Genomic DNA, 23,569 nt, shown 5'->3' with positions numbered 1-23,569 from the left:
TCAAATCCAGGAGTGCCGGGCAGGCAGGGTGCCGTTGAGGTGGTAGGCGCCGACGGCGTGGTACTTCCAGCGCACCGGGTCGTGCAGGGTGTGCACCCGGGCGTTGCGCCAGTGGCGGTCGAGGTTGAATTCGGCCAGGGTTGCGCGGCTGCCGGACAGCTCCAGCAGCTTCTCGCTGGCAAGCAGGGAAATCTCGGTGGTCAGCACCTTGGCCTCGGCCACGGCGATGGAGGCACGGGCGGCGGATTCGACGGTCACCGGGGCGGCATCCACCTCGTCCAGTACCTTGGCGGCCTTGGCCAGCAGGGCATTGGCGGCATGCAGTTCGAGCTTGAGGCGACCGACATCGGCGATCACGTAGGGGTCGTCGCTGGCCCGCTCGACACCGGCATCGATCCAGGGGCGGGCGCGCTCCCGGACGAAGGCGATGGTGTCCTCGATGGCCGCTTCGGCGATCCCCGCGTCGATGGCGGCCTGGATCAGCTGGGACACGGCGCCCTGGATATTCGGGGTAGCGCCGATGCGCCAGTTCTCGATCACCAGATCGGCCTCTACCGGCACTTCGTTCAGCAGCACGGTGCCGCTGGCGGTGGTGCGCTGGCCGAAGCCGGACCAGTCATCGACGATGCGCAGCCCCGGGCTGCCGCGACGGACGAAGGCCATGACCTGGCGCCCTTCGTCGTTCAGCGCCTTGACCGCCACCCAATGGGCGAACAGGGCGCCGGTGGAGTAGAACTTCTGGCCGCTGATCACATAGCCGTCGCCCTGACGGGTGATGCGTGCCTTGAGTTCCAGGGTGTTTTTCGTGCCGCGCTCGGGGCCGGCGTTGCCGATGCGCCAGCCGTCCAGCACGGACTGGAACAGCACTTCTTTCTGCTGTTCGGTGGCGGCACCGCGGATCAGTTGCAGGATACCGACCTGGTTCTGCGGGATCTGCCCCAGCGCCGGATCGGCGGCGCTGACGATGCGGAACACTTCGGCCAGGGCGGCGAACGACAGCCCTGGTCCGCCGTATTCACGGGGAATGCTGATGCTGCCCAGGCCGCTGCGGGTGAACTGCTCGACCTCGGCCCAGGGCAGCTTGCGTTGCTGGTCGCGCTTGCCGGCCTGGGGGCGGGCGATGGCGGCCAGTTCGTGGGCGGCCTGGATGGCCTCGGCGTCGCTGCGCAGGACCTTGGCGGGCAACAGCAGCGGCGCGGTGTCCAGATCGCTATGGACGGTGGTAGTGGCGAGATTGGACATGACCTGACCATCTTCTGGGAACTCGACAGAAAAGCGTTGGGGTCCGGTGGTCCGGTGCATATACCGTAATCGTGTATAAAAAATATTTGAACTAACTATTGGGAATATGAATAGACAGCGGGTTGTTGCTGGAGCAACACAGATTCAACAGGTGGTTTTTCGGTGCACGCGGTCCCTGTGGGAGCTGGCTTGCCAGCGATAGGGCCCTCAAGAGCCCCATCAATCTTTGTCTCCTAAGCTAATTCTAAAAAGTTATTTATTTCTGCTTTCTTAGATCAATTAATCTTCATTCCATTCACCCCACCACCGTCCCGCCAGGAGTGCAACATGACCTTCTTCGCCCCGCTGCGCCTGTTTTCCGCCCTGGCCCTGGCCGGTGCTGCCGTTTTCGCCCAGGCCGCCGACCTGACCGTGGCCTACCAGACCACCGTCGATCCGGCCAAGGTGGCCCAGGTCGATGGCCGTTACGAGCAGGCCAGCAAGGCCAGCATCGACTGGCGCAAATTCGATAACGGCGCCGATGTGATCACTGCCGTTGCCTCCGGCGATGTGCAGATCGGCTACCTCGGCTCCAGCCCCTTGGCCGCCGCCGCGACCCGCAAGCTGCCGGTGGAAACCTTCCTGATCGCTACCCAGATCGGCGCTGCCGAAGCCCTGGTCGCTCGTGAAGGTTCGGGAATCAATTCGCCGCAGGACCTGATCGGCAAGAAAGTCGCCGTGCCCTTCGTCTCCACCGGCCACTACAGCCTGCTGGCTGCACTGAAGCAGTGGAATATCGATCCGTCCAAGGTACAGATCCTCAACCTCGCCCCGCCGGCGATCATTGCCGCCTGGAAGCGCGGTGATATCGATGCCACCTACGTTTGGGACCCGGCGCTCGGTGTAGCCAAGGAAAACGGCAAGGTGCTGATCACCTCCGGCGAGCTGGCCAAGAAAGGCGCGCCGACCTTCGATGCCTGGATCGTGCGCAAGGACTTCGCCGCCAAGCACCCGGACGTGGTCAAGGCCTTCGCCAAGGTGACCCTCGACGCCTACGCCGACTATCGCAAGGACCCGCAAGCCTGGCTGGACGACAAGGCCAACGTCGACAAGCTGGCCAAGCTGTCCGGCGCCAAGACCAGCGATATCCCCGGCCTGCTGCAAGGCAACGTGTTCCCGCTGGCCGCCGACCAGATCGCCGCCCTCGGCGCACCGACCACCCAGGCGATCACCGAGACCGCGAAGTTCCTCAAGGAGCAGGGCAAGGTCGAGGCGGTGCTGCCGGATTACTCGCCGTACGTGAGTTCCTCGTTCATCACTAACTGATTCCCGGAGTCGTCATGGCCCTGTTACAGCTGGAGCGCATCAGCGCACAGTATCCCGGCGCCGCCGAACCGGTGCTCGCCGACATCTCCCTGAGCCTGGGCCCGCAGCAATTGCTGGTGGCCCTCGGCCCTTCCGGCAGCGGCAAGACCTCGCTGCTCAACCTGATCGCCGGCTTCGTCAGCCCGAGCGCCGGACGCATCACCCTCGACGGGGTGCCGGTGCAGGGCCCCAGCGCCGAGCGCGGCGTGGTGTTCCAGGACGATGCCCTGCTGCCCTGGCAGGACGTGCTGGCCAACGTCGCCTTCGGCCTCGAACTGGCCGGCGTGCCGCGCCCGCAGCGCGAGCAGAAGGCGCGGGAAATGCTGGCCTTGGTGGACCTCGCCGGCTTCGCCGAACGGCGTATCTGGCAGCTTTCCGGCGGGCAGAAACAGCGCGTCGGCCTGGCCCGGGCGCTGGCGGCCGACCCTCGGGTGCTGCTGATGGACGAACCCTTCGGCGCCCTCGACGCCTTCACCCGCGAGCAGATGCAGGAACTGCTGCTGCAGGTCTGGCAGCGTACCGCCAAGCCGGTATTCCTGATTACCCATGACATCGAGGAAGCGGTGTTCCTCGCCACCGACCTGATCCTCCTGGCGCCCAACCCGGGCCGGGTGGTGGAGCGCCTGCACCTGGACTTCGGCCAGCGCTACGCGGCCGGCGAGTCGGCGCGTTCGATCAAGTCCGACCCGCGCTTTATCGAAACCCGCGAGCATGTGCTGGCGCGGGTCTTTTCCCAACGCAGCGCCGCTGGCCGGCAGGAGTTCGCATGAGCAGCCTCGACCTGCCGGTAACGGCCAAACCGGTAGCCGGCGCCCACCCTGCGCGGCGTACCCTGAGCACCCGCTGGATCAGCGGCCTGACCCTCGGCGGCCTGTTGGCGCTGTGGTGGCTGGTGACCGCGGCGGAGTGGATCGAGCCGCTGTTCCTGCCTTCGCCGCAAGCGGTACTGGGCAAGGCCTGGTTGCTGCTGACCCAGGGCTATATGGAATCGACCCTGTGGCAGCACCTCGGCGCCAGCCTGAGCCGTATCGGCCTGGCCCTGGGAGCGGCGATCCTCACGGCTATCCCGATCGGCATTGCCATCGGCCGCAACCGTATCGCCCGTGGCGTGCTCGATCCGCTGATCGAGTTCTACCGGCCGATCCCGCCGCTGGCCTATCTGCCGCTGATCGTGATCTGGTGCGGTATCGGCGAGCTGTCCAAGGTGCTGCTGATCTACCTGGCGATCTTCGCCCCGATCGCCATTGCCACCGCCACCGGCGTGCGCACCGTCGATCCGGCGAAACTGCGTGCCGCGCAGTCGCTGGGGGCGAGCAAGGCGCAGTTGATCCGCCACGTGATCCTGCCCAGCGCATTGCCCGACATCCTTACCGGTGTGCGCATCGGGCTGGGCGTGGGCTGGTCGACCCTGGTCGCCGCCGAGCTGATCGCGGCCACCAGCGGCCTGGGTTTCATGGTCCAGTCGGCGGCGCAGTTCCTGGTCACCGATGTGGTGGTGCTGGGCATCCTGGTCATCGCCCTGATCGCCTTCGCCCTGGAAATGGGCCTGCGCGCCCTGCAACGCAAGCTGGTGCCGTGGCACGGCCAGAGCCATTGAAACGAATTCATCAGTGAGACAGACATGAGCCTGATCATTACCCCGCTGAGCCCGGCGCTCGGCGCACACATCAGCGGCGTGGACCTCAGCCGCGAGATCGACGCCACCACCCGCGATGCCATCGAGCAAGCCCTGCTCGCGCACCAGGTGCTGTTCTTCCGCGAGCAATCGATCACCCCGCAGCAGCAGGCCAATTTCGCGGCGCGCTTTGGCGACCTGCATATTCACCCGATCTACCCGAACATTCCGGAAACCCCGCAGGTGCTGGTACTCGATACTGCGGTCACCGATGTGCGCGACAACGCCATCTGGCACACCGACGTCACCTTCCTGCCGACCCCGGCGCTGGGCGCGGTGCTGGCGGCAAAGCAGGTGCCGGCGTTTGGCGGGGATACCTTGTGGGCCAGCGGGATCGCGGCGTACGAGGCGCTGTCCGAGCCGTTGAAGCGCCTGCTGGACGGGCTGACGGCGACCCATGATTTCACCAAGTCGTTCCCCCTGGCGCGCTTCGGCAGCACGCCGGAGGACCTGGCGCGCTGGGAAGCCACGCGCAAGGCCAACCCGCCAATTTCCCATCCGGTGATCCGCACGCATCCGGTGAGCGGGCGCAAGTCGCTGTTCGTCAGTGACGGGTTCACCACCCGGATCAATGAGCTGAGCGAGCAGGAAAGCGAGGCGATCCTGAAGCTGCTGTTCGCCCACGCCACCCGCCCGGAATTCACCATCCGCTGGCGCTGGCAGGTGGGTGACGTGGCGTTCTGGGACAACCGCGTGACCCAGCATTACGCGGTGGATGATTACCGGCCACAGCGGCGGGTGATGCATCGGGCGACCATCCTCGGGGATGTGCCCTTCTGACAGTTTTGTGGTGGATTTGAGGGCCCTATCGCTGGCAAGCCAGCTCCCACAAGACCCTGTGGGAGCTGGCTTGCCAGCGATAGGGCCATCAGCAACAACCTAGATAATGCGCGCCTCGACAGTGGCCGGCTTCAGCTGGATCGCGACGAACTTCGAGGTCGGGGTATGGCTGCCATCCCCCACGCTCTCCAGCGGCACTAGCGGGTTCACCTCCGGATAGTAGGCCGCCGCCTGCCCCGCCGGGATGTCGAACGCCAGCAAGGTGAAGCCGGTGACCCGACGCTCCAGGCCATCCCCCCACAGCGACACGATGTCTACCTTGTCACCCGGGTTGAAGCCCAGGCGAAGGATGTCCGCCTCGTTGGCGAACAGCACGTTGCGCTGCCCGCGCACCCCGCGATAACGGTCGTCCAGCCCATAGATGGTGGTGTTGTACTGATCGTGCGAGCGCATCGATTGCATGATCAGGTCCGGCAGTTTGCCGCTGGCCCGCACGCCTTCGTGAATCAGGTCGTCCGGCAGGCGGTTGGCCTTGAAGTTGGCCTTGCCGCTGGCAGTTTTCCAGATGCGCTGGCCGGCGTTGTTGCCGAGGTAGAAACCACCCGGGTGCTTGAGCCGTTCGTTGAAGCGGTCGAAGCCGGGGATGGTTTCGGCGATCAGGTCGCGAATGCGGTCGTAGTCGGCGATCAGCCAGTTCCAGTCCACCGGATGGTTGCCCACGGTCGCCGCCGCGATACCGGCGATCACCGCAGGTTCCGAGCGCATCTGCGACGACAGCGGCTTGAGCTGGCCATTGGAGGCGTGGACCATGCTGAACGAGTCTTCCACGGTCACGGCCTGCGGGCCTTCGCCTTGCTGGTCGATATCGGTACGGCCAAGGCAGGGCAGGATCAACGCTTCCTTGCCGTGGACCAGGTGGCTGCGGTTGAGCTTGGTGCTGATATGCACGGTCAGGTCGCAGTTGCGCAGGGCCTGGGCGGTGCGCTCGGTGTCGGGAGTGGCCTGGGCGAAGTTGCCGCCCAGCCCGATGAACACCTTGGCCCGGCCAGCGAGCATGGCGTGGATCGCCTCGACCGTGTTGTGGCCGTTGTGCCGCGGCACCGGGAAGCCGAAACGACGCTCCAGCGAATCCAGCAGCGCCACCGGCGGGCGTTCGTTGATGCCCATGGTACGGTCGCCCTGCACGTTGCTGTGGCCGCGCACCGGACACAGGCCGGCGCCCGGCTGGCCGAGGTTGCCGCGCAGCAGCATGAGGTTGGCGATTTCCTGGATGGTCGGCACCGAGTGGCGGTGCTGGGTGATGCCCATGGCCCAGCACATGATGACTTTGCTGGCCTTCACGTACATCCGCGCGGCCAGTTCGATCTCGCCCAGGTGCAGGCCGGATTGGGTCTGGATCTGTTCCCAAGAGGTGGCATCGACCACCGCCAGGTAGTCGTCGACGGTGGCGGTGTGCTCGGCGATGAACGCGTGGTCGAAGATCGGCTCTTCACCCTTGGCCAGCGCCTCGCGCTCCCACTGCAGGAGGAACTTGGCCATGCCGCGCATCATCGCCATGTCGCCACCCAGGGCCGGGCGGAAGAAGGCGGTGTTGGTCGGCTTGTCGCCGTTGGTGAGCATCTCGATCGGGTGCTGCGGGTGCTGGAAGCGCTCCAGGCCGCGCTCCTTGAGCGGGTTGATGCACACCACCTGGGCGCCGCGCTGCACGGCCTCGCGCAATGGTTCGAGCATGCGCGGGTGATTGGTGCCCGGGTTCTGGCCCCAGACGAAGATCGCATCGGCGTGCTCGAAGTCATCGAAGGTGACCGTGCCCTTGCCGACCCCGACGCTCTGGCTGAGGGCCACGCCGCTGGCCTCGTGGCACATGTTCGAGCAGTCCGGGAAGTTGTTGGTGCCGTAGGCGCGGACGAACAGTTGGTAGAGATAGGCCGCTTCGTTGCTGGCCCGGCCCGAGGTGTAGAACTCGGCCTGGTCCGGGCTTTCCAGCGCGTGCAGGTGGCGGGCGATCAGGGCGAAGGCGTCGTCCCAGGCGATCGGCCGGTAACGGTCGCCCACCGGGTCGTAGACCATCGGGTCGGTCAGGCGGCCCTGGTATTCGAGCCAGTAGTCACTCTGCGCGAGCAGCGAGGTGACGCTGTGGCGGGCGAAGAAGGTCGGGTCGACGCGGCGCTTGGTCGCTTCCCAGTTCACCGCCTTGGCGCCGTTCTCGCAGAACTTGACCATGCCGTGTTCCGGCGAGTCGCCCCAGGCACAGCCCGGGCAGTCGAAACCGCCGTTCTGGTTGGTCTTGAGCAGGGCGCGGATGTTCTTCAGGGCGTTGTCGCTACCGACCCACGCCTGTACCACGCTGCGTAGTGCGCCCCAGCCTCCGGCAGCGCCGTTGTAGGGTTTGTAGCGCGGAACGGGTTTCTGGTCGGCTTGATGATGCAGGCTCACGATCTGTTCTCCCGTGCAGGGCTGTAGACCCTTGGTGCACTGTGCTGCGGCAGGTGGATGAGGTTCAGGTTATGGCGCCGGGCCCATTGCAGGGCCAGGCCGGTGGGCGACGACAGGCTGACCAGGGTCTGGATGCCGGCGCGCAGGACTTTCTGGATCAGTTCCAGGCTGCAGCGGCTGGTGACCACGGCCAGGCCGCCCTGGGTGTCGATGCGCTGGCGGACCAGGGCGCCGATCAGTTTGTCGAGGGCGTTGTGCCGGCCGATATCCTCGCGGCCAAGGAGCAGTTCGCCGCTGGCGTCCATGAATGCCGCCGCGTGGACCGCGCCGCAGTGTTGGCCAAGGGGTTGGAAGGCAGCGATACGCTGGCGCAGGCCGACCAGCCATTCAGGTGGCGGCAGCGCTGCGCCGGGCAGCACCTTGAGGTCGGGCAGGGCCTGTTCCACGGCTTCCACGCCGCACAGGCCGCAGCCGCTGGTACCGGCCAGCTGGCGGCGTTGGGTCTTGAGGTTCCAGAACGCGCGGCTGGCGATTTCCACTTGGGCGTGCAGCGCCGAACCGCTGCCGGCGAGCTTGATGTCGTAGATCTCGTCGGCGCTGTCGACGATGCCGCTGCCAATACTGAACCCGACCACGAAATCATCGAGATCGGTGGGGCTGACCAGCATCACCGCCTGGCTGATGCCGTTGTAGGCGATGGCCAGGGCCACTTCCTCGGCGAGGTCGGCACTGGCGGGAGATTGGTCTTCGAGCTGGCTGTACTCGTAACGCACGCTGGCGGCAGGGGCTTCCAGGCTGGTGGAGGCCGCGCAAACCGGGGGTTTGCTGCTCATTTGTTGGAATACCGGCAAGGCTGATCAGGCTTTAAGCCTAGGCCTGCGCTCGGGTATCGTCTAATCGCTTGTGCCGATGTGCCGATAGAGGCCGTCGATCATGCTTCGTCGAGCAGCTTGCGGTATTCGCTGAGGCAGGCTTCGGCCAGCGCCGAGCGTGGCGCGGTACGGCGCATGATCAGGCCCAGCGGGGCGAGGGTGGCGGCCTGTTCGATGGGGTGCAGGCGCAAGCCTCCGGTCACCGCTTCGAGGCCGCTGCCCAGCGGCATCACCGCGCAGCACAGGCCGCCGTGCACGGCCTGGACCAACTGATGGACAGCGTCGGTCTGCAACAGCAGGCGCGGGGTGATGCCGCGGCTATGGAAATTGTGGTCCACCGACTGGCGGAAATGCATGCCGGCGGTAAGCAGGCCCAGGGGCAGTCCGGCCAGGGCTTCCCAGTGCAGCGGTGCATCGTCGAACTGGAAATGCGCCGGGTCGTAGAGCAGGCCCATGGGCGACTCCCCCAGCGGCAGGGCTTCGAAACGCTCCTGGTCGAGGCGCTCCAGGTACGACAGGCCGAGGTCGAGGCGGTTGCTGGTGAGCTGTTCGAGGATCTGCTCGGAACTGAGGGCGCTGAGTTCGAAGGCCAGGTCCGGGTGTTGGCGGTGCAGGCGTTGCAGCAGCGGCAGCGGATCGAAGCTGGACAGCGGTACCATGCCCAGGCGCAGGGTGCCGGCCAGGTGCCCGCGACAGGCGGCGGCCTCGGCCTGCAGCCCGTCGTAGGCGGCGAGCACCGAGCGGGCCCAGGCCAGCACCCGTTCGCCCTGGGCGGTAAAGCCCTCGAAGCGCTGGCCACGGTTGACCAGCTCCAGCCCCAGCTCGCGCTCCAGGTTGCGCAGGCGCATCGACAGGGTCGGCTGGGTCACGTGGCACAGCGCGGCGGCCTGGCCGAAATGGCGGGTTTCATCCAGGGCGATGAGGAATTTCAGCTGTTTGATGTCCATCGTCGTCTCGGGGCTGGCGGGCGGGGCATTCTAACCTGTCCTAGACTTTGGGCTCCGAGATTCCTTTATCAGGGAGAGCGCTATGAGTCTGTTCAGTTTCGTGAAAGAAGCGGGGGAAGAACTCATCGATCTGCTGACGCCCGGCAATGCCAATGCCGGTGAGCAGCTCAAGGAGCATGTGGCCAAGGTAGGGCTCGGCAACCCCGATGTGCAGGCTACGGTGAGCGGTGATACGGTGACAGTTACGGGCGAGGTGAGCAGTCAGGAAGAGAAGGAGAAGATTCTTCTGGCCCTGGGCAATATCCAGGGTGTGGCATCGGTGGATGACCAGATCACCGTGGCCGGGCCGGTGGCCCAGGCGGCGAGGTTCGTCACGGTGGAGAAGCGGGATACCCTGAGTGCAATTTCCAAGCGGGTGTATGGCAATTCGAACAAGTACCAGAAGATCTTCGAGGCCAACAAACCGCTGCTGAGCCATCCGGACAAGATCTATCCGGGGCAGGTGCTGCGTATTCCGGAGTAATCCCCGAGCCTTCTGTTGTGTCTGAGGGCCTCATCGCTGGCAAGCCAGCTCCCACAGAGTCCGTGGTGCATGCAATCCCTGTGGGAGCTGGCTTGCCAGCGATGAGGCCGGGTCAGCTTTCACAGCCCTTCCAGTAATACCCGGTAGTCTTCCTGCGCCGCGAATTCCTCGGTATCGCGCGCAGGCTTGCGGCTGTCCGGCTGGCGTACGGCGAGCAGGTGGGCGACGCCGAAGGCGCGGGCGCTGCGCAGGATCGCCAGGGTGTCGTCGATGAACAGGCTGCGCGACGGATCGAAGCCGGTGTCGGCGCGCAAGGCGCTCCAGAACTGCTGGTTCTCCTTGGGGAAACCATAGTCGTGCGAGCTGATCATCCGTTCGAAATACGGCGCCAGCGCTACCCGCTCCAGCTTCAGCGACAGGGAATCGCGGTGGGCGTTGGTGATCAGGATCACCCGTTTGCCGGCTTCACGCAGCGCGGCCAGAAACGTATCGGCATCCGGTCGCAAGGCGATCAGGTCGGCGCTCTGCTGCTTGAGTTCGCGAATCGGCAGGTTCAGTTCCCGGGTCCAGAAATCCAGGCAATACCAGTTCAGCGACCCGGCATGCCGCTCGAACAACGGCTGGATTTCCAGCTCGGCCATGGCCCGGCTGATCCCGTGGTGCTCGGCATAGCGCTGGGGCAATAGCTCCAGCCAGAAGTGGTTGTCGTAGTGCAGGTCGAGCAGGGTGCCGTCCATGTCCAGCAGGACGGTGTCTATATCGCGCCAGGCGAGGGGAAGCATGTGCAAGATTCTCGTTCGGTCAGGCCGTGGTGGGCGGTATAGTACCCCGTTACCGCCAAGGAGCCGCCCCCTCATGCGCCAGAAACCCACTGTCCTCTCCAGCGAGATCGTCGCCAGCAGCCGCCTGTTCCGTGTCGAAGCCGTGCAGTTGCGCTTTGCCAATGGCACCGAGCGCACCTATGAACGCCTGGTCGGGCGCGGCAACGGCTATGGCGCAGTGATGATCGTGGCGATGCTCGACAGCGAGCACGCGGTGCTGGTCGAGGAGTATTGCGGCGGTACCGATGAATATGAGCTGTCCCTGCCCAAGGGCCTGATCGAGCCGGGCGAGGACGTTCTGGCGGCGGCCAACCGCGAGCTGAAGGAAGAGGCCGGCTATGGCGCCCGGCAACTGGAGCACATCACCGAGTTGTCGCTGTCTCCTGGCTACATGAGCCAGAAGATCCAGGTGGTACTGGCCACCGACCTCTACGAGGAAAGCCTGCCGGGCGACGAACCGGAGCCGATGCGCGTCGATCGCGTCAGCCTGCGCGAGCTGTCGGCATTGGCCCAGCATCCGCAGTTCTCCGAAGGCCGGGCGCTGGCGGCGCTGTACCTGGTGCGTGATCTGCTGACCCAGCGTGGAGTCTTCCCGGTATGAACCCTGTCGACCTTATGCCTCAGGTGGTGGACCTGGCCCGCCGCGCAGGTGAGGCCATCCTGCCGTTCTGGCGCGCTGACGTCGCGGTGGTTGCCAAGGCCGACGACTCCCCGGTAACCGCCGCCGACCTGGCTGCGCACAAGGTCATCGCCGAAGGTTTGCAGGCGCTGGCACCGGAGATCTCGGTGCTATCGGAAGAGGATTGCGACATCCCGCTGCAACAGCGCCAGGCCTGGCAGCGCTGGTGGCTGGTGGACCCACTGGATGGCACCAAGGAATTCATCGCCGGCACCGAGGAATTCACCGTGAATATCGCCCTGGTCGAACAGGGCCGGGTGGTGTTCGGAGTGGTGGCGATGCCGGTCAATGGCCGCTGCTACTACGGCGGCCAGGGCATCGGCGCCTGGCGTGCCGAGGCCGATGGTTCAGTGGAGGCGATCCAGGTACGCCTGGCGCCGCCGGCGGGCGAGGCATTTACCGTGGTTGCCAGTCGCCGCCATTCCAGCCCGCAGCAGGAGCGCCTGCTGGCCGGCCTGGGCGAAGCGCTGGGCGAGCTGGAGCTGGCGAATATCGGCAGCTCCCTGAAGTTCTGCTTGCTGGCCGAAGGCGCCGCGGATTGCTACCCGCGCCTGGCGCCGACCTCGCAGTGGGATACCGCCGCCGCCCAGGGCGTGCTGGAAGGGCGGGCGGCGAAGTGCTGGGGCTGGATGGCGAGGCGTTCGTCTATCCGCCTCGCGAGTCGTTGCTCAATCCGTTCTTCCTCGGCCTGCCAGCCGCCGCCCCGTGGCGCGGCAAGCTGCTGGCACTGGCCTCAGCGATGTAGCACGTACTGCCCGTCGAACTCCACGGCGGGCGCTTCGGCGTTTTCGTTGAACACCCGGGTATGCAGGCTCAAGCGTGCCCGGCCATGGCGTTCATAGGTCTTGATGAAGCGCTCCCAGACCTTCTCTTCCGGCGCCTCGCACACTGCGATGGCCGCGCCTGTCACGGGCAGCGGATAACTGATCGTCCCTTCCTGGATGACGATATGCCCGTCATCGACCCCCGCTTCGCGCAGGCGCAGGTGCAGCCAGCCCCAGCCCGCCAGCACCGCGCCGCAATACAGGCTGCCGCCGAACATGGTGCTCTTGTGGTTGACGTTGGGCTCCAGCGGCAGACGCAGGCGAAGGCAGTGTGCCTGCCAGTCCAGTACGCCCATGCCCATCTCGCGGGTCAGCGGGATGTCGTGGTGCAGGATGTTTTCCAGGTAGTGGCTGTCGCTGCTCATCAGCGGGTGTCCTCGGGGGCATCGGCGACATGGCTGTCGGCGAAGCTCAGGCCATGCTTGCGCAACTTGTCGTGCAGGGTCTTGCGCGGAATGCCAAGGGCTTCGGCGAGGCTGCGCATGGAACCGTGGGGGCGGGTCAGTTCGGCGGCGATCAGCGAGCGCTCGAAGTGCTCGACCTGCTCGCTCAGGTTGCCCTGGGCCGGCGGCAAGTCCTGCGAGGCGCTGCTGCTTTCGGCCTGGCCGTCGAGGGCCAGTTCCAGGCCGAGGGCGAAGCGTTCGGCGGCGTTCTGCAGTTCGCGCACGTTGCCCGGCCAGTCGTGGCGCAGCAGCATGGCCCGCTGCGCCGGTTGCAGCTCGTGGGCCGGCAGGCCGTGACGCGCGCTGGCGGCATCGGCGAAATGCTGGAACAGCACGAGGATGTCGTCGCCGCGGTCGCGCAGTGGCGGAATGCGCAGGGGCGCGACGTTCAGGCGGTAATACAGGTCGGCGCGGAAGCGGCCCTGGTCGGCGGCCTGGCGCAGGTCTTCCTTGGTTGCCGCGATCACCCGGATGTCCAGGGGGATCTGCTGGTTGCCGCCGAGGCGCTCCAGCACCCGCTCCTGGAGCATGCGCAGCAGCTTGACCTGCACGTCCAGGCTCATGCTTTCGATTTCGTCGAGGAACAAGGTGCCGCCATTAGCGAATTCGAACTTGCCGATGCGCCTTTTCTGCGCGCCGGTAAAGGCGCCGGGCTCGTGGCCGAACAGCTCGCTTTCCACCACCGACTCGGCCAGCGCGCCGGCGTTGATCGCTACGAATGGACCGTCTCGACGGCTGGACAGGTCGTGCAGGGCACGGGCTACGACTTCCTTGCCGGCACCGGTTTCGCCGAGGATCAGCACGTCGGCGCGGGTGCCGGCGAGGGCGCCGATCTGCTCGCGCAGGCGCTGGATCGACGGCGAATGGCCGACCAGGCGACCGCTCAATTCCTGGCGGTCGCTCAGGGCCAGGCGCAGGCTGCGGTTGTCCAGCACCAGGCGGCGCAACGAAAGGGCACGGCGCACGCTGTCGAGCAGGGCATCGCTGGCGAACGGCTTTTCCAGGAAATCGTAGGCCCCGGCACGCATGGCCTGGACCGCCAGCGGCACGTCGCCGTGGCCGGTGATCAGCAGCACCGGCAGGTCGGGGTCCTGGCCGTGCAGTTGCTCGAGCAATTGCAGGCCGTCGATGCCGGGCATGCGGATATCGCTGACCACCACGCCTGGCCAGTCGGCCTCGATGCGCCCGGCCAGGCCCTGGGCATCGCTCAGCGGCAGGACGCGCAGGCCGGCGAGGTCGAGGGTCTGGCTGAGGGCCTGGCGCAGGTGCGGGTCGTCGTCGACCAGGATCACCTGGGTGCGGCTGTCGATCAGGGGCTCAGTCATGCCAAGGAGTCCTCCGAAGTCTGAAGATTGGCGCCGGGCTTGGCCACGCGCAGTTGCAGGGTCAGCAGCGCACCGCCCTCCGGGTGGTTGGCCAGCAGCAGCTCGCCGCCCAGCGCGCGCATCAGCGTGTCGCAGATCGCCAGGCCCAGGCCAAGGCCCTGGGTGCGGGTCTTGGTGGTGAAGAACGGCTCGCGGGCGTGGGCCATGGCCTGGCTGGTAAAGCCGGGACCGTTGTCGCGGATCGTCAGGTAGACGTAATCATCGCGGCGTTCGGCACTTAGCCAGAGCTTGCGCGGGTTGGCCTTTTCGGTCAGGGCATCGAGGGCATTGGCCAGCAGGTTGCCGAGTACCTGGCGCAAGCGCGTCTCGCCGGCCTGGACCCACAGGGTGGCTTCCGGCAAATCGCGGATCAGCTCCACGGCCATGGCCCGGCGACGCTTGGCCAGCAGGGCCAGGGCATCGTCCAGCGCCGGTTGCAGCGCCACGCTCTCTGGCGCATGGCGGTCGCGGCGGGCAAAGGCGCGCAGGTGAGCAATGATCGAGGCCATGCGCCCGGTCAGTTCGTTGATCAGCTTGAGGTTGCCGCGTGCGTCGTCGATGCGCTGGTGGTCGAGCAGGATCTCGGCGTTTTCCGCGTAGCTGCGGATTGCCGCCAGTGGTTGGTTAAGCTCGTGGCTGATGCTCGCCGACATGGTCCCGAGCACCGACAGCTTGCCGGCCTGGACCAGCTCGTCCTGGGCGCGGGCCGCCTCCTGCTGGGCCTGCTCGCGCTCCAGTACCTCGGTCTTCAAGCGCCGATTGAGGCCTTCGAGGTCGGCGGTACGTTCGGCCACGCGTTTTTCCGAGTCGTGGCGGGCATGGGCTTCGAAGTCGATGCGGTCCATGTAGTGGCGACGACGCTGCATCACCAGGCCGACCAGCAGCATCACCACCAGCAGGGTGGCGCCGCCGACGGCCATGACGGTGCTTACCGAGCGGTCTACCAGCACTCGCGGGGCAAGGATGTTCACTTCCCAGCCGGTCTCCGGAATCGAGCGGGTCTGCACCAGCCAGGCCTTGCGGTCGAGGTTGAGCGGCTGCGGTTCCTGGGTCGGGTAGGGCTGGATCGCGGTGATCGACTGGCGCTCCTCATCACTGAGCGGCCGGGTGGCACGGAAGCGCCATTCAGGACGCGAGGTCAGCACCACGACGCCGTTGCTGTCGGTCAGCAGCAGTTGTTCCGGGCTTTTGCCCCAAAGGGTTTCGGTATGGTCGAGATCTACCTTGACCACCAGGACGCCGATTACCTGGCCGTTGTCCCAGACCGGTGCGCCGAAGAAATAGCCGCGCTTGGCCGAGGTGGTGCCTTGGCCGAAGAAGCGCCCCAGGCGCCCGGCGGTGGCGTCGCTGAAGTACGGGCGGAATGAGAAGTTGCGGCCGATGAAGCTGTCCTTCTTGTCCCAGTTGGACGCGACCAGGGTGTTGCCCTTGGCGTCCATCAGGTAGATGACTTCGGCGCCGGTCTGTGTGCTGATTTCCTTGAGCCTGCGGTTGGCGTTGGTCTGGAATTCCAGGCGCAGCGGGTCGGCCAGCACGGCGCGCAGGGTCGGCAGGTCGCCGAGGATCTGCGGCAGGGCTTCGAAGCGGCGCAGGGTGCCGAGCAGGTTGGCGACGTACAGGTCGAGGGTCTGGCGGTTCTGGCTGGCCAGTTCGTCCTGGTAGTAGTGCTCGGCGAGGCGGTTCAGCGGCCAGAGCAACGGCGCCAGGCACAGGGCCAGAAGGGCGAGGCTGCGCCAGCGGGGGCGGCGGGGAAGGCTGGGGGTCATGGTCATCGCGAAAATGCGCCAGAAGGATCTGGCGCATTATGCGCTACTTCAGGCAGTCGATCAGCGCCTGGTGCCAGTCGGGCTGGCTGACGTTCCACTCGCGTTGCAGGCGGCTGCAATCGAGGCGCGAGTTCAACGGCCGGCGGGCGGGTGTCGGGTACTCGCTGGACGGGATCGGCACCAGGTTGGCACAGGGCCTGCCCTGGGCCTTGAGCTGTTCGCCGATGGCCTGGGCGAAGCCGAACCACGAGGTTTCACCCTGCGCGGTCAGGTGGTACAGGCCCCAGGCGCCGGCCTGGCCGGCCTGCCAGCGCTGGATGAGCCGACGGGTGCTTGCAGCGATGGTCCCGGCCCAGGTCGGCGCGCCGATCTGGTCGGCGACCACGCGCAGTTCCGGCTTCTCTTGCAGCAGGCGCTGCATGGTCAGCAGGAAGTTGCGCCCATGGGTCGAGTAGACCCAACTGGTGCGCAGGATCAGGTGCTGCCCGCCGACCGCGGCAATCGCCTGTTCGCCCGCCAGTTTGCTCTGGCCATAGACGCCCAGGGGATTGGTCGCATCGTCCTCGGTGTAGCGGCCTTGCTTGCTGCCGTCGAAGACATAGTCGGTGGAGTAGTGGATCAGCGGGACGCCCAGGCGCGCGGCTTCTTCGGCGAAGATGCCCGGGGCCGTGGCATTGATTGCGAAGGCCGCTTGCGGCTCGCTTTCGGCCTGGTCCACCGCCGTATGCGCGGCCGCGTTGATGATCAGGTCGGGGCCGATGGCGCGGACCTTTTCGGCAATGCGCTCGGGATAGGCCAGGTCGAGCTGGTCGCGGCCGAACACGTGCAGTTCGCCGAGGTCGCCCAGCGCCTGTTGCAGTGCCTGGGCGAGCTGGCCGTTGCGACCGCTGATAAGGATCCTCATGGGAACAGGTCCGCTTCTTCCAGCAGCTTGCCATTCTGGTCCTTGGCCGAGAGCAGCGGCGCGCCCTCGATCTGCCAGTCAATGGCGAGGGTCGGATCGTCCCAGCGCACGCAGCGCTCGGCTTCGGGGTTGTAGTAGTCGGTGGTTTTGTAGAGGAACTCCGCAACGTCGCTGAGCACCACGAAACCGTGGCCGAATCCTGGCGGAATCCATAGCTGTCGGTTGTTCTGCGCCGAAAGGCGAATACTGGTCCAGCGGCCAAAATTCGGTGAGCTGCGGCGCAGGTCCACGGCCACATCAAGCACCTCGCCCGCCGTGACCCGCACCACTTTGCCTTGAGCATTTTCAATCTGGTAATGCAGACCACGCAGCACGCCTTTTTGCGAGCGCGAGTGATTATCCTGGACGAAATGAGCGCTGACGCCGGTCTGTGCAGCGAATTCCCGCTCGTTAAAGCTTTCGTAGAAAAAACCTCGCGCATCACCGAAAACCTTCGGTTCGATGATCAGAACTTCTGGCAGCGTACTGGTGGTGACTTTCATCGTGTCTTGCTCATCAACCCAAGCAGATATTGACCATAGCCGGTCTTGCTCAAGGCTTCTGCCCGGGCGGACAGTTGCTCCGAGCTGATCCAGCCGTGCTGGAAGGCAATCTCTTCCAGGCAGGCTACTTTCAGGCCTTGGCGATGCTCAATGGTCTGCACGTACTGCGAGGCTTCCAGCAGGCTGTCGTGGGTGCCGGTGTCAAGCCAGGCAAAACCACGGCCGAGGCGCTCGACACGCAGGTCGCCGCGCTTCAGATAGGCATTGTTGACGTCGGTGATTTCCAGCTCGCCGCGCGGCGAGGGCTTGACCGCCTTGGCGATCTCGACCACGTCGTTGTCGTAGAAATACAGGCCTGTGACCGCGTAACTGGACTTTGGCTGCTTGGGTTTTTCTTCGATCGACAGGGCGCGGCCTTCGGCATCGTATTCCACCACGCCGAAACGCTCCGGATCCTTGACCCAGTAGCCGAAAACCGTAGCACCGTTGGCATGGCTGGCCGCCTTGAGCAGTTGGGGGTGAAGCCCTGGCCGTGGAAGATGTTGTCGCCCAGCACAAGGCAGACCGAGTCGTTGCCGATAAACTCTTCACCGATCAGGAAGGCCTGGGCGAGGCCGTCCGGAGACGGCTGCTCGGCATAGCTGATCTCGACACCGAACTGGCTGCCGTCGCCCAGCAATTGGCGGTACTGCGGCAGGTCCTGCGGAGTGGAAATCAGCAGGATCTCGCGGATGCCGGCGAGCATCAGTACCGAGATCGGGTAGTAGATCATCGGTTTGTCGTAGATCGGCAGCAGTTGCTTGGAAACGCCGAGAGTAATGGGGTGCAGGCGGGTGCCGGAGCCACCCGCCAGGACGATACCTTTGGTCATGCAATCAAATCCTTGAAGTCGGTGGTGCCCATGCGTTGTCCCTGGTAGCTGCCGTCCTGCACATGGCGGCACCATTCCAGGTTATCCAGATACCACTGGACGGTCTTGCGCAGGCCGGTCTCGAAGGTTTCTTCGGGAACCCAGCCCAGTTCGCGTTCGATCTTGCTGGCGTCGATCGCGTAGCGCTGGTCGTGGCCGGGACGGTCCTGAACGTAGGTGATCAGGTCGGCGTAGCTGGCCACGCCCTGCGGGCGCTGTGGCGCCAGTTCTTCGAGCAGGGCGCAGATGCCGCGCACCACATCGATGTTCTTTTGTTCGTTGTGTCCGCCGATGTTGTAGGTCTCGCCGACCACACCCTCGGTCACTACCTTGAACAGGGCGCGGGCGTGATCCTCGACGAACAGCCAGTCGCGTACCTGCAGGCCATTGCCATAGACCGGCAGCGGCTTGCCCGCCAGAGCGTTGAGGATGACCAGCGGAATGAGCTTTTCCGGGAAGTGGAACGGCCCGTAGTTGTTCGAGCAGTTAGTCAGCAAAACCGGCAGGCCATAGGTGCGGTGCCAGGCGCGGACCAAATGATCGGACGCGGCCTTGCTCGCCGAATACGGTGAGCTTGGCGCATAGGGTGTGGTCTCGGTGAATAGGTCATCGACGCCGTGCAGGTCGCCATAGACCTCATCGGTGGAGATGTGGTGGAAACGGAAGGCTTCGCGTTCGCCGGCCGGCAGTTTCGACCAATAGCCACGAGCGGCCTCCAGCAGGCTGTAGGTGCCAACGATATTGGTCTGGATGAAGTCCGAAGGGCCGTCGATGGAACGGTCGACATGCGACTCGGCCGCCAGGTGCATGATCGCATGAGGCTGGAAGCGCTCCAGGACCGCGCTGACGGTCGCCTGGTCAACGATATCCGCCTGGACGAATTCGTAGCGGGTATTGGTGGCGATGCTGGTCAACGACTCCAGGTTGCCCGCGTAGGTCAACTTATCCAGGTTGAGCACTTCGTGATTGGTGTTGTTGATCAGGTGGCGCACCAGTGCCGAACCGATGAAACCGGCTCCACCGGTGATGAGAATTCGCATGTCGGGCTGCCTTTCTTCCATAACTGACATTGAGCAAAAAGGCGCATAGCTTGTGTGCAGATACCGATCCGTGCAAGCACATTGCGCTGGATAACCGTTTTGTCACGTTTTATTCAACGAGCGGCGCTGAATTGTGCGGAATTTTAACCACCCCCCTTGCGTAATGTCAGTGCAAATGGCGATATAAGCCGCAAAAAAACCGAGGTCTCCGCCATGCCCCTCAGCACGCTTGTCCAACGCGCCAGCCAACCTTGCCCGACCCTCAGCGAACGCCAGGCCCGCGCCTTGCTCAACCAGCACTATGGGCTGGACGGTGGGTTGCAGGCGCTGGGCAGCCAGCAGGACCTGAACTTCCGGGTCGATAGCGAGCAGGGGCGCTATGTGCTCAAGGTTTGCCATGGCGAATACTCGGCGCAGGAGCTGGAGGCCCAGCACGCGGCCCTGGGCTATCTGCGCGAGCGTGGCGTGCCGGTGCCCGGGGTGCGTGCGGCGGTGTCCGGCGAGCCGTTGTTGTCGCTGGATATCGACGGCCAGAAGGTGCGTGCCCGGTTGCTGGACTACATCGACGGCCAGACCTTGACCCGCCTCAAGCACATCGACCCGCGCCTGGTCGCAGAACTGGGTGCGCTGTGCGCCCGGGTCGGCCAGGCCCTGGCCGGTTTCAGCCACCCGGGCCTGGACCGCACCCTGCAATGGGACCCACGGCATGCCCAGGCCTTGGTCGGTCACCTGTTGCCGGTACTGGCCGAGGGGCCGCGCAAGGCGCGCCTGCAGGCCGCGTCGGCCCGCGCGCACGAGTTGCTGGGGCAGGTCCGGGACTACTTGCCGTCGCAGGCCGTGCACCTGGATATCACCGACGACAATGTGGTCTGGCAGCGTGATGCCGAGCGGCAATGGCAACTGCAAGGCGTGATCGACTTCGGCGATCTGCTGCATACCTGGCGCATCGCCGACCTGTCGGTGACCTGCGCGGCGCTGCTGCATCATGCCGAGGGCGACCCGCTGCGCATCCTTCCGGCGGTGGCCGCCTACCACGCCATCAACCCATTGACCGAGGCCGAGCTCAAGGCGCTTTGGCCGCTGGTGGTCGCCCGTGCCGCCGTGCTGGTACTGAGCAGCGAGCAGCAACTGGGCGTGGAGCCGGGCAATGCTTATATCCGCGACAACCTGGCCCATGAGTGGGAAATCTTCGACGTCGCCGACAGCGTACCCTTCGAGCTGATGGAGGCGGCGATCCTGCAGAGCGTGGGCCTGGAGCCGGAGGGGCTCGACCTGGATGGCTGCACGCCGCTGCTGCCTGGCCTGGTCGGCCAGGCGGTGACTCGCCTCGACCTTGGCGTGCTCAGCGAGCATTACAGCGCCGGCAACTGGGAAACACCGGGTATCGACCGGCAATTGCTGCTGCAACAGCCGGCACCGGCCTCGTCGTTGTATGGTCAGTACCGCTTGTCCCGCACCCATATCGACACCCCGCGCGAGCCGGAAACCTTCGCGTTGCAGGTGGAGTTGCTCCTGGAGCCGGGTGCCGAGGTGCGGGCCCCGTTCGCCGGAACCTGGCAGGTCGGAGGGCCGAATGCCGGCTGCCTGCAAGGCGCGCAGGCCGGCTTGTGGCTGTGGGGCTGTGGCGATGGGCTGAGCGATGGACAGGTGGTCGAAGCCGGGCAGTCGCTGGGCCGGGTCGAGGGTACGCTCACCGTGCAACTGTGCCGGGTTCCCGGCCTGCGTCCGCCGGCGTTTGTCGTGCCGTCCCGGGCCGGGGCCTGGCAAGCGCTCTGCCCCTCGCCGGCGGCGCTGCTCGGTTTCGACTGCGATGCTACGCTGCCTGGCGATCCGCAGGCCCTGCTGGCGCGCCGCGACGCCAGCTTCGCCCGCTCGCAGAAGCATTATTACCAGCAGCCACCGCAGATCGAGCGCGGCTGGCGCAACTACCTGATCGACCTTCAGGGCCGGTCTTACCTGGACATGCTCAACAACGTTGCGGTACTTGGCCACGGTCATCCGCGCATGGTCAGCGAAGCGGCCCGGCAATGGTCGCTGCTCAATACCAACTCGCGCTTCCACTACGCAGCCATTGCCGAGTTCTCCGAACGCTTGCTGGCCCTGGCGCCCAAGGGCATGGACCGGGTGTTCCTGGTCAACAGCGGCACCGAAGCCAACGACCTGGCGATCCGCCTGGCCTGGGCCGCCAGCGGCGGGCGCGACATGCTCAGTGTGCTCGAGGCGTACCACGGCTGGTCGGTGGCTACCGATGCCATCTCGACGTCCATCGCCGACAACCCGCAGGCCCTCACCACCCGGCCGCAGTGGGTGCACCCGGTCACCGCGCCGAACACCTACCGTGGCAAATACCGAGGCAGCGACAGCACCGCCGACTATGTGCGCGACGTCGAGGCGACCCTGGCCGAAGTGGACGCCACCGGTCGCCAGCTGGCCGGCTTCATCTGCGAGCCGGTGTATGGCAATGCGGGCGGGATCGCGTTGCCGCCGGGCTACCTGCAACAGGTCTATGCCCGGGTGCGCGAGCGCGGCGGGGTATGCATCGCCGACGAAGTGCAGGTCGGCTACGGGCGCATGGGCGAGTATTTCTGGGGCTTCGAGGAGCAGGGCGTGGTGCCGGACATCATCACCATGGCCAAGGGCATGGGCAACGGTCATCCGCTGGGTGCGGTGATCACCACCCGGGCCATCGCCGAAGCGCTGGAAGCCGAGGGCTACTTCTTCTCCTCCGCCGGCGGCAGCCCGGTGAGCTGCCGCATCGGCATGGCAGTGCTGGATGTGATGGCCGAGGAGGGGCTGTGGGAAAACGCCCGTGACGTGGGCGGATACTTCAAGGCGCGGCTGCAGCAACTGGTCGATGAATATCCGCTGGCAGGCGCAGTGCATGGTTCCGGTTTCTATCTCGGCCTGGAACTGGTACGCAGCCGCGACACCCTGGAACCGGCTACCGAGGAGACCATGACCCTGTGCAATCGCCTGCGTGACCTGGGGATCTTCATGCAGCCCACGGGGATTACCTGAATATCCTCAAGATCAAGCCGCCGATGTGCACCACTCGTCAAAGCGTCGATTTCTTCGTGGACAGCATTGCCCGGGTGTTGTCAGAAGACCTCTAGATCGTGAATCGCAGCCGGATAAAGCCGATTCTTATCGGGTTATCCGGCTTTTTTATGCGCTCCGTTTTTGCTTAATAGCTTTCATTATCGATATTTATCGGATATAAATTCGCTCACTCGATCATCCACCCAGGTGCGCCCCATGAAGACCTTGACCTCTACCCCCCGTGACGATGGCTTCCATATGCCTGCCGAATGGGCACCGCAAACCCAGGTCTGGATGATCTGGCCCGAGCGTCCGGATAACTGGCGCCTGGGTGGCAAGCCGGCCCAGGCTGCCCACACTGCCGTGGCCAAGGCCATCGCCCGCTTCGAGCCGGTGACCGTCGGCGTGTCCGCTGCGCAGTATGAGAACGCCGTGTCGCGCCTGGGCGACGAGCCGAATATTCGTGTGGTCGAACTGAGCAACGACGATGCCTGGGTGCGTGACACCGGCCCGACCTTCGTTATCAACGGCAGCGGCGAAGTGCGTGGCGTGGACTGGGGCTTCAACGCCTGGGGCGGCTTCAACGGCGGCCTCTATGCGCCCTGGAACCGCGACGAGCAGGTAGCCGGCAAGATCATGGGGCTGGAGCGCACCGCGCGTTATGTCACCGAGGGCTTCGTGCTCGAAGGCGGCTCGATTCACGTCGATGGCGAAGGCACCTTGATCACTACCGAGGAGTGCCTGCTCAATGCCAACCGCAACCCGCACCTGAACCGCGAGCAGATCGAAACCATCCTGCGCGACAACCTCGCGGTGGACACCATCGTCTGGCTGCCGGATGGCCTGTACAACGATGAAACCGATGGCCACGTCGATAACTTCTGCTGTTACGTCAGCCCGGGCGAAGTGTTACTGGCCTGGACCGATGATTCCAATGACCCCAACTACAGCCGTTGCCGTGCGGCCATGGCGGTGCTGGAAAGCCAGCGCGATGCCAAGGGGCGTTCGTTCGTGGTGCACAAGATGCCTATTCCGGGGCCGATGTACGCCACTCAGGATGAGTGCGATGGCGTAGACATGGTTGCGGGTAGCCAGGAGCGCAGCCCTTCCTCGCGGCTGGCCGGTTCCTACGTGAATTTCCTGATCGTCAATGGCGGCATCATTGCCCCGAGTTTCGACGACCCGGCCGATGCCGAGGCCAGGACGATCCTGGCGCGTCTGTTCCCGGAACACGAGATCGTCATGGTGCCCGGCCGTGAACTGCTGCTGGGCGGTGGCAACATCCACTGCCTGACCCAGCAACAGCCGGCACCGGCACGTCGCTGATTCGACGTTAGAAAAAACCCGTCTTACGACGGGTTTTTTTATGCCTGGGCGACAAGCGGCTTTGGTGCGTGGCATAGCTTTTGTATTAATTC

At 65.3% G+C, this 23,569-nt stretch carries 18 protein-coding genes and 3 pseudogenes; 9 read left to right on the top strand and 12 right to left on the bottom strand.

The annotated features are described in order from the left end of the window. Positions 1-1,242 carry an SfnB family sulfur acquisition oxidoreductase gene (locus CSV86_RS24210; RefSeq protein ID WP_009396001.1) on the bottom strand — a complete coding sequence of 414 codons (1,242 nt, stop codon included), beginning with the start codon at positions 1,240-1,242 and terminating at the stop codon, positions 1-3. A 327-nt stretch (positions 1,243-1,569) separates the two neighbouring features. Here CSV86_RS24210 and tauA point away from each other — a divergent pair, with 327 nt between their 5' ends. Genes tauA through tauD form a run of 4 tightly spaced genes read left to right on the top strand, consistent with a single transcriptional unit; the run spans position 1,570 to position 5,041 of the window. After that, positions 1,570-2,547: a taurine ABC transporter substrate-binding protein gene (gene tauA / locus CSV86_RS24205; RefSeq protein WP_009396002.1), complete on the top strand. Its 978-nt coding sequence runs from the start codon at positions 1,570-1,572 to the stop codon at positions 2,545-2,547. 14 nt (positions 2,548-2,561) lie between these two features. Then, positions 2,562-3,356, top strand: coding sequence for a taurine ABC transporter ATP-binding subunit (gene tauB, locus CSV86_RS24200; protein WP_009396003.1), 795 nt, complete (start codon positions 2,562-2,564; stop codon positions 3,354-3,356). After that, positions 3,353-4,183, top strand: a complete 831-nt coding sequence (gene tauC, locus CSV86_RS24195) for a taurine ABC transporter permease TauC (RefSeq protein WP_009396004.1) — start codon at positions 3,353-3,355, stop codon at positions 4,181-4,183. Before tauB ends, tauC begins: the two co-directional genes overlap by 4 nt. Before the next feature lie 24 nt (positions 4,184-4,207). Beyond that, positions 4,208-5,041, top strand: coding sequence for a taurine dioxygenase (gene tauD, locus CSV86_RS24190; RefSeq protein ID WP_009396005.1), 834 nt, complete (start codon positions 4,208-4,210; stop codon positions 5,039-5,041). A gap of 99 nt (positions 5,042-5,140) precedes the next feature. Here tauD and CSV86_RS24185 read toward each other — a convergent pair whose 3' ends face one another. The 3 genes from CSV86_RS24185 to CSV86_RS24175 all read right to left on the bottom strand — a co-directional run bounded on the left by CSV86_RS24185 (position 5,141) and on the right by CSV86_RS24175 (position 9,296). Further along, entirely contained in the window at positions 5,141-7,477 is a 2,337-nt protein-coding gene (locus CSV86_RS24185; RefSeq protein ID WP_009396006.1) for an FdhF/YdeP family oxidoreductase, read from the bottom strand. Beyond that, the gene (gene fdhD, locus CSV86_RS24180) at positions 7,474-8,310 is read right to left on the bottom strand and encodes a formate dehydrogenase accessory sulfurtransferase FdhD (protein ID WP_009396007.1); all 837 of its coding nucleotides are present in this window, start codon (positions 8,308-8,310) and stop codon (positions 7,474-7,476) included. The genes CSV86_RS24185 and fdhD overlap by 4 nt, the downstream gene beginning before the upstream one ends. 98 nt (positions 8,311-8,408) lie before the next feature. Then, the gene (locus CSV86_RS24175) at positions 8,409-9,296 is read right to left on the bottom strand and encodes a LysR family transcriptional regulator (RefSeq protein WP_009396008.1); all 888 of its coding nucleotides are present in this window, start codon (positions 9,294-9,296) and stop codon (positions 8,409-8,411) included. Between the two features lie 82 nt (positions 9,297-9,378). Here CSV86_RS24175 and lysM point away from each other — a divergent pair, with 82 nt between their 5' ends. Then, the gene (gene lysM / locus CSV86_RS24170) at positions 9,379-9,819 is read left to right on the top strand and encodes a peptidoglycan-binding protein LysM (RefSeq protein WP_009396009.1); all 441 of its coding nucleotides are present in this window, start codon (positions 9,379-9,381) and stop codon (positions 9,817-9,819) included. 119 nt (positions 9,820-9,938) lie between these two features. On the opposite strand, the gene yrfG is transcribed toward lysM, so the two are convergent. Further along, positions 9,939-10,601, bottom strand: a complete 663-nt coding sequence (gene yrfG, locus CSV86_RS24165) for a GMP/IMP nucleotidase (RefSeq protein WP_009396010.1) — start codon at positions 10,599-10,601, stop codon at positions 9,939-9,941. Between the two features lie 73 nt (positions 10,602-10,674). Here yrfG and nudE point away from each other — a divergent pair, with 73 nt between their 5' ends. Then, the gene (gene nudE / locus CSV86_RS24160) at positions 10,675-11,241 is read left to right on the top strand and encodes an ADP compounds hydrolase NudE (RefSeq protein WP_009396011.1); all 567 of its coding nucleotides are present in this window, start codon (positions 10,675-10,677) and stop codon (positions 11,239-11,241) included. Next, positions 11,238-12,064 (top strand): annotated as a pseudogene (gene cysQ / locus CSV86_RS24155) (3'(2'),5'-bisphosphate nucleotidase CysQ). Before nudE ends, cysQ begins: the two are co-directional and overlap by 4 nt. On the opposite strand, the gene CSV86_RS24150 reads toward cysQ, so the two are convergent. From CSV86_RS24150 to rfbB, 7 genes and pseudogenes are all read right to left on the bottom strand, one after another. Then, entirely contained in the window at positions 12,053-12,508 is a 456-nt protein-coding gene (locus CSV86_RS24150; protein ID WP_009396013.1) for a YiiD C-terminal domain-containing protein, read from the bottom strand. The pseudogene cysQ and the gene CSV86_RS24150 sit on opposite strands and share 12 nt — an antisense overlap. Next, positions 12,508-13,911: a sigma-54-dependent transcriptional regulator gene (locus CSV86_RS24145; protein ID WP_009396014.1), complete on the bottom strand. Its 1,404-nt coding sequence runs from the start codon at positions 13,909-13,911 to the stop codon at positions 12,508-12,510. The genes CSV86_RS24150 and CSV86_RS24145 overlap by 1 nt, the downstream gene beginning before the upstream one ends. Next, the gene (locus CSV86_RS24140) at positions 13,908-15,722 is read right to left on the bottom strand and encodes a sensor histidine kinase (RefSeq protein WP_009396015.1); all 1,815 of its coding nucleotides are present in this window, start codon (positions 15,720-15,722) and stop codon (positions 13,908-13,910) included. The genes CSV86_RS24145 and CSV86_RS24140 overlap by 4 nt, the downstream gene beginning before the upstream one ends. Before the next feature lie 37 nt (positions 15,723-15,759). Then, the gene (gene rfbD / locus CSV86_RS24135; protein ID WP_009396016.1) at positions 15,760-16,620 is read right to left on the bottom strand and encodes a dTDP-4-dehydrorhamnose reductase; all 861 of its coding nucleotides are present in this window, start codon (positions 16,618-16,620) and stop codon (positions 15,760-15,762) included. Further along, complete coding sequence (rfbC, locus tag CSV86_RS24130; protein WP_009396018.1) at positions 16,617-17,162, bottom strand: dTDP-4-dehydrorhamnose 3,5-epimerase; 546 nt, start codon at positions 17,160-17,162, stop codon at positions 16,617-16,619. The genes rfbD and rfbC overlap by 4 nt, the downstream gene beginning before the upstream one ends. After that, a pseudogene (rfbA, locus tag CSV86_RS24125) lies at positions 17,159-18,033 on the bottom strand (glucose-1-phosphate thymidylyltransferase RfbA). The gene rfbC and the pseudogene rfbA overlap by 4 nt, the downstream one beginning before the upstream one ends. Further along, a complete protein-coding gene (rfbB, locus tag CSV86_RS24120; RefSeq protein WP_009396022.1) occupies positions 18,030-19,112 on the bottom strand; it encodes a dTDP-glucose 4,6-dehydratase in 1,083 nt (360 codons plus the stop codon). The pseudogene rfbA and the gene rfbB overlap by 4 nt, the downstream one beginning before the upstream one ends. A 213-nt stretch (positions 19,113-19,325) precedes the next feature. On the opposite strand from rfbB, the pseudogene CSV86_RS24115 reads away from it, so the two are divergent. Continuing rightward, positions 19,326-22,225, top strand: a pseudogene (locus CSV86_RS24115) (aminotransferase). 142 nt (positions 22,226-22,367) lie between these two features. Next, positions 22,368-23,477, top strand: coding sequence for an agmatine deiminase (gene aguA, locus CSV86_RS24110; RefSeq protein ID WP_009396026.1), 1,110 nt, complete (start codon positions 22,368-22,370; stop codon positions 23,475-23,477). Positions 23,478-23,569: the final 92 nt, after the last annotated feature.

The organism is Pseudomonas bharatica CSV86, assembly GCF_000319305.2.
GTDB lineage: Bacteria > Pseudomonadota > Gammaproteobacteria > Pseudomonadales > Pseudomonadaceae > Aquipseudomonas > Aquipseudomonas bharatica.
The sequence above is the reverse complement of the archived record's forward strand: the minus strand, read 5'-3'. Positions and strand labels throughout refer to the sequence as shown.

Bases quoted from the DNA above. Each gene is read 5' to 3' on its own strand.
- tauB (WP_009396003.1), top strand. From the start codon at position 2,562: ATGGCCCTGTTACAGCTGGAGCGCATCAGCGCACAGTATCCCGGCGCC.
- rfbB (WP_009396022.1), bottom strand. From the start codon at position 19,112: ATGCGAATTCTCATCACCGGTGGAGCCGGTTTCATCGGTTCGGCACTG.
- CSV86_RS24150 (WP_009396013.1), bottom strand. From the start codon at position 12,508: ATGAGCAGCGACAGCCACTACCTGGAAAACATCCTGCACCACGACATC.
- tauC (WP_009396004.1), top strand. From the start codon at position 3,353: ATGAGCAGCCTCGACCTGCCGGTAACGGCCAAACCGGTAGCCGGCGCC.
- fdhD (WP_009396007.1), bottom strand. From the start codon at position 8,310: ATGAGCAGCAAACCCCCGGTTTGCGCGGCCTCCACCAGCCTGGAAGCC.
- CSV86_RS24145 (WP_009396014.1), bottom strand. From the start codon at position 13,911: ATGACTGAGCCCCTGATCGACAGCCGCACCCAGGTGATCCTGGTCGAC.
- rfbD (WP_009396016.1), bottom strand. From the start codon at position 16,620: ATGAGGATCCTTATCAGCGGTCGCAACGGCCAGCTCGCCCAGGCACTG.
- yrfG (WP_009396010.1), bottom strand. From the start codon at position 10,601: ATGCTTCCCCTCGCCTGGCGCGATATAGACACCGTCCTGCTGGACATG.
- rfbC (WP_009396018.1), bottom strand. From the start codon at position 17,162: ATGAAAGTCACCACCAGTACGCTGCCAGAAGTTCTGATCATCGAACCG.
- lysM (WP_009396009.1), top strand. From the start codon at position 9,379: ATGAGTCTGTTCAGTTTCGTGAAAGAAGCGGGGGAAGAACTCATCGAT.
- CSV86_RS24175 (WP_009396008.1), bottom strand. From the start codon at position 9,296: ATGGACATCAAACAGCTGAAATTCCTCATCGCCCTGGATGAAACCCGC.
- CSV86_RS24140 (WP_009396015.1), bottom strand. From the start codon at position 15,722: ATGACCATGACCCCCAGCCTTCCCCGCCGCCCCCGCTGGCGCAGCCTC.
- nudE (WP_009396011.1), top strand. From the start codon at position 10,675: ATGCGCCAGAAACCCACTGTCCTCTCCAGCGAGATCGTCGCCAGCAGC.
- CSV86_RS24210 (WP_009396001.1), bottom strand. From the start codon at position 1,242: ATGTCCAATCTCGCCACTACCACCGTCCATAGCGATCTGGACACCGCG.
- aguA (WP_009396026.1), top strand. From the start codon at position 22,368: ATGAAGACCTTGACCTCTACCCCCCGTGACGATGGCTTCCATATGCCT.
- tauA (WP_009396002.1), top strand. From the start codon at position 1,570: ATGACCTTCTTCGCCCCGCTGCGCCTGTTTTCCGCCCTGGCCCTGGCC.
- tauD (WP_009396005.1), top strand. From the start codon at position 4,208: ATGAGCCTGATCATTACCCCGCTGAGCCCGGCGCTCGGCGCACACATC.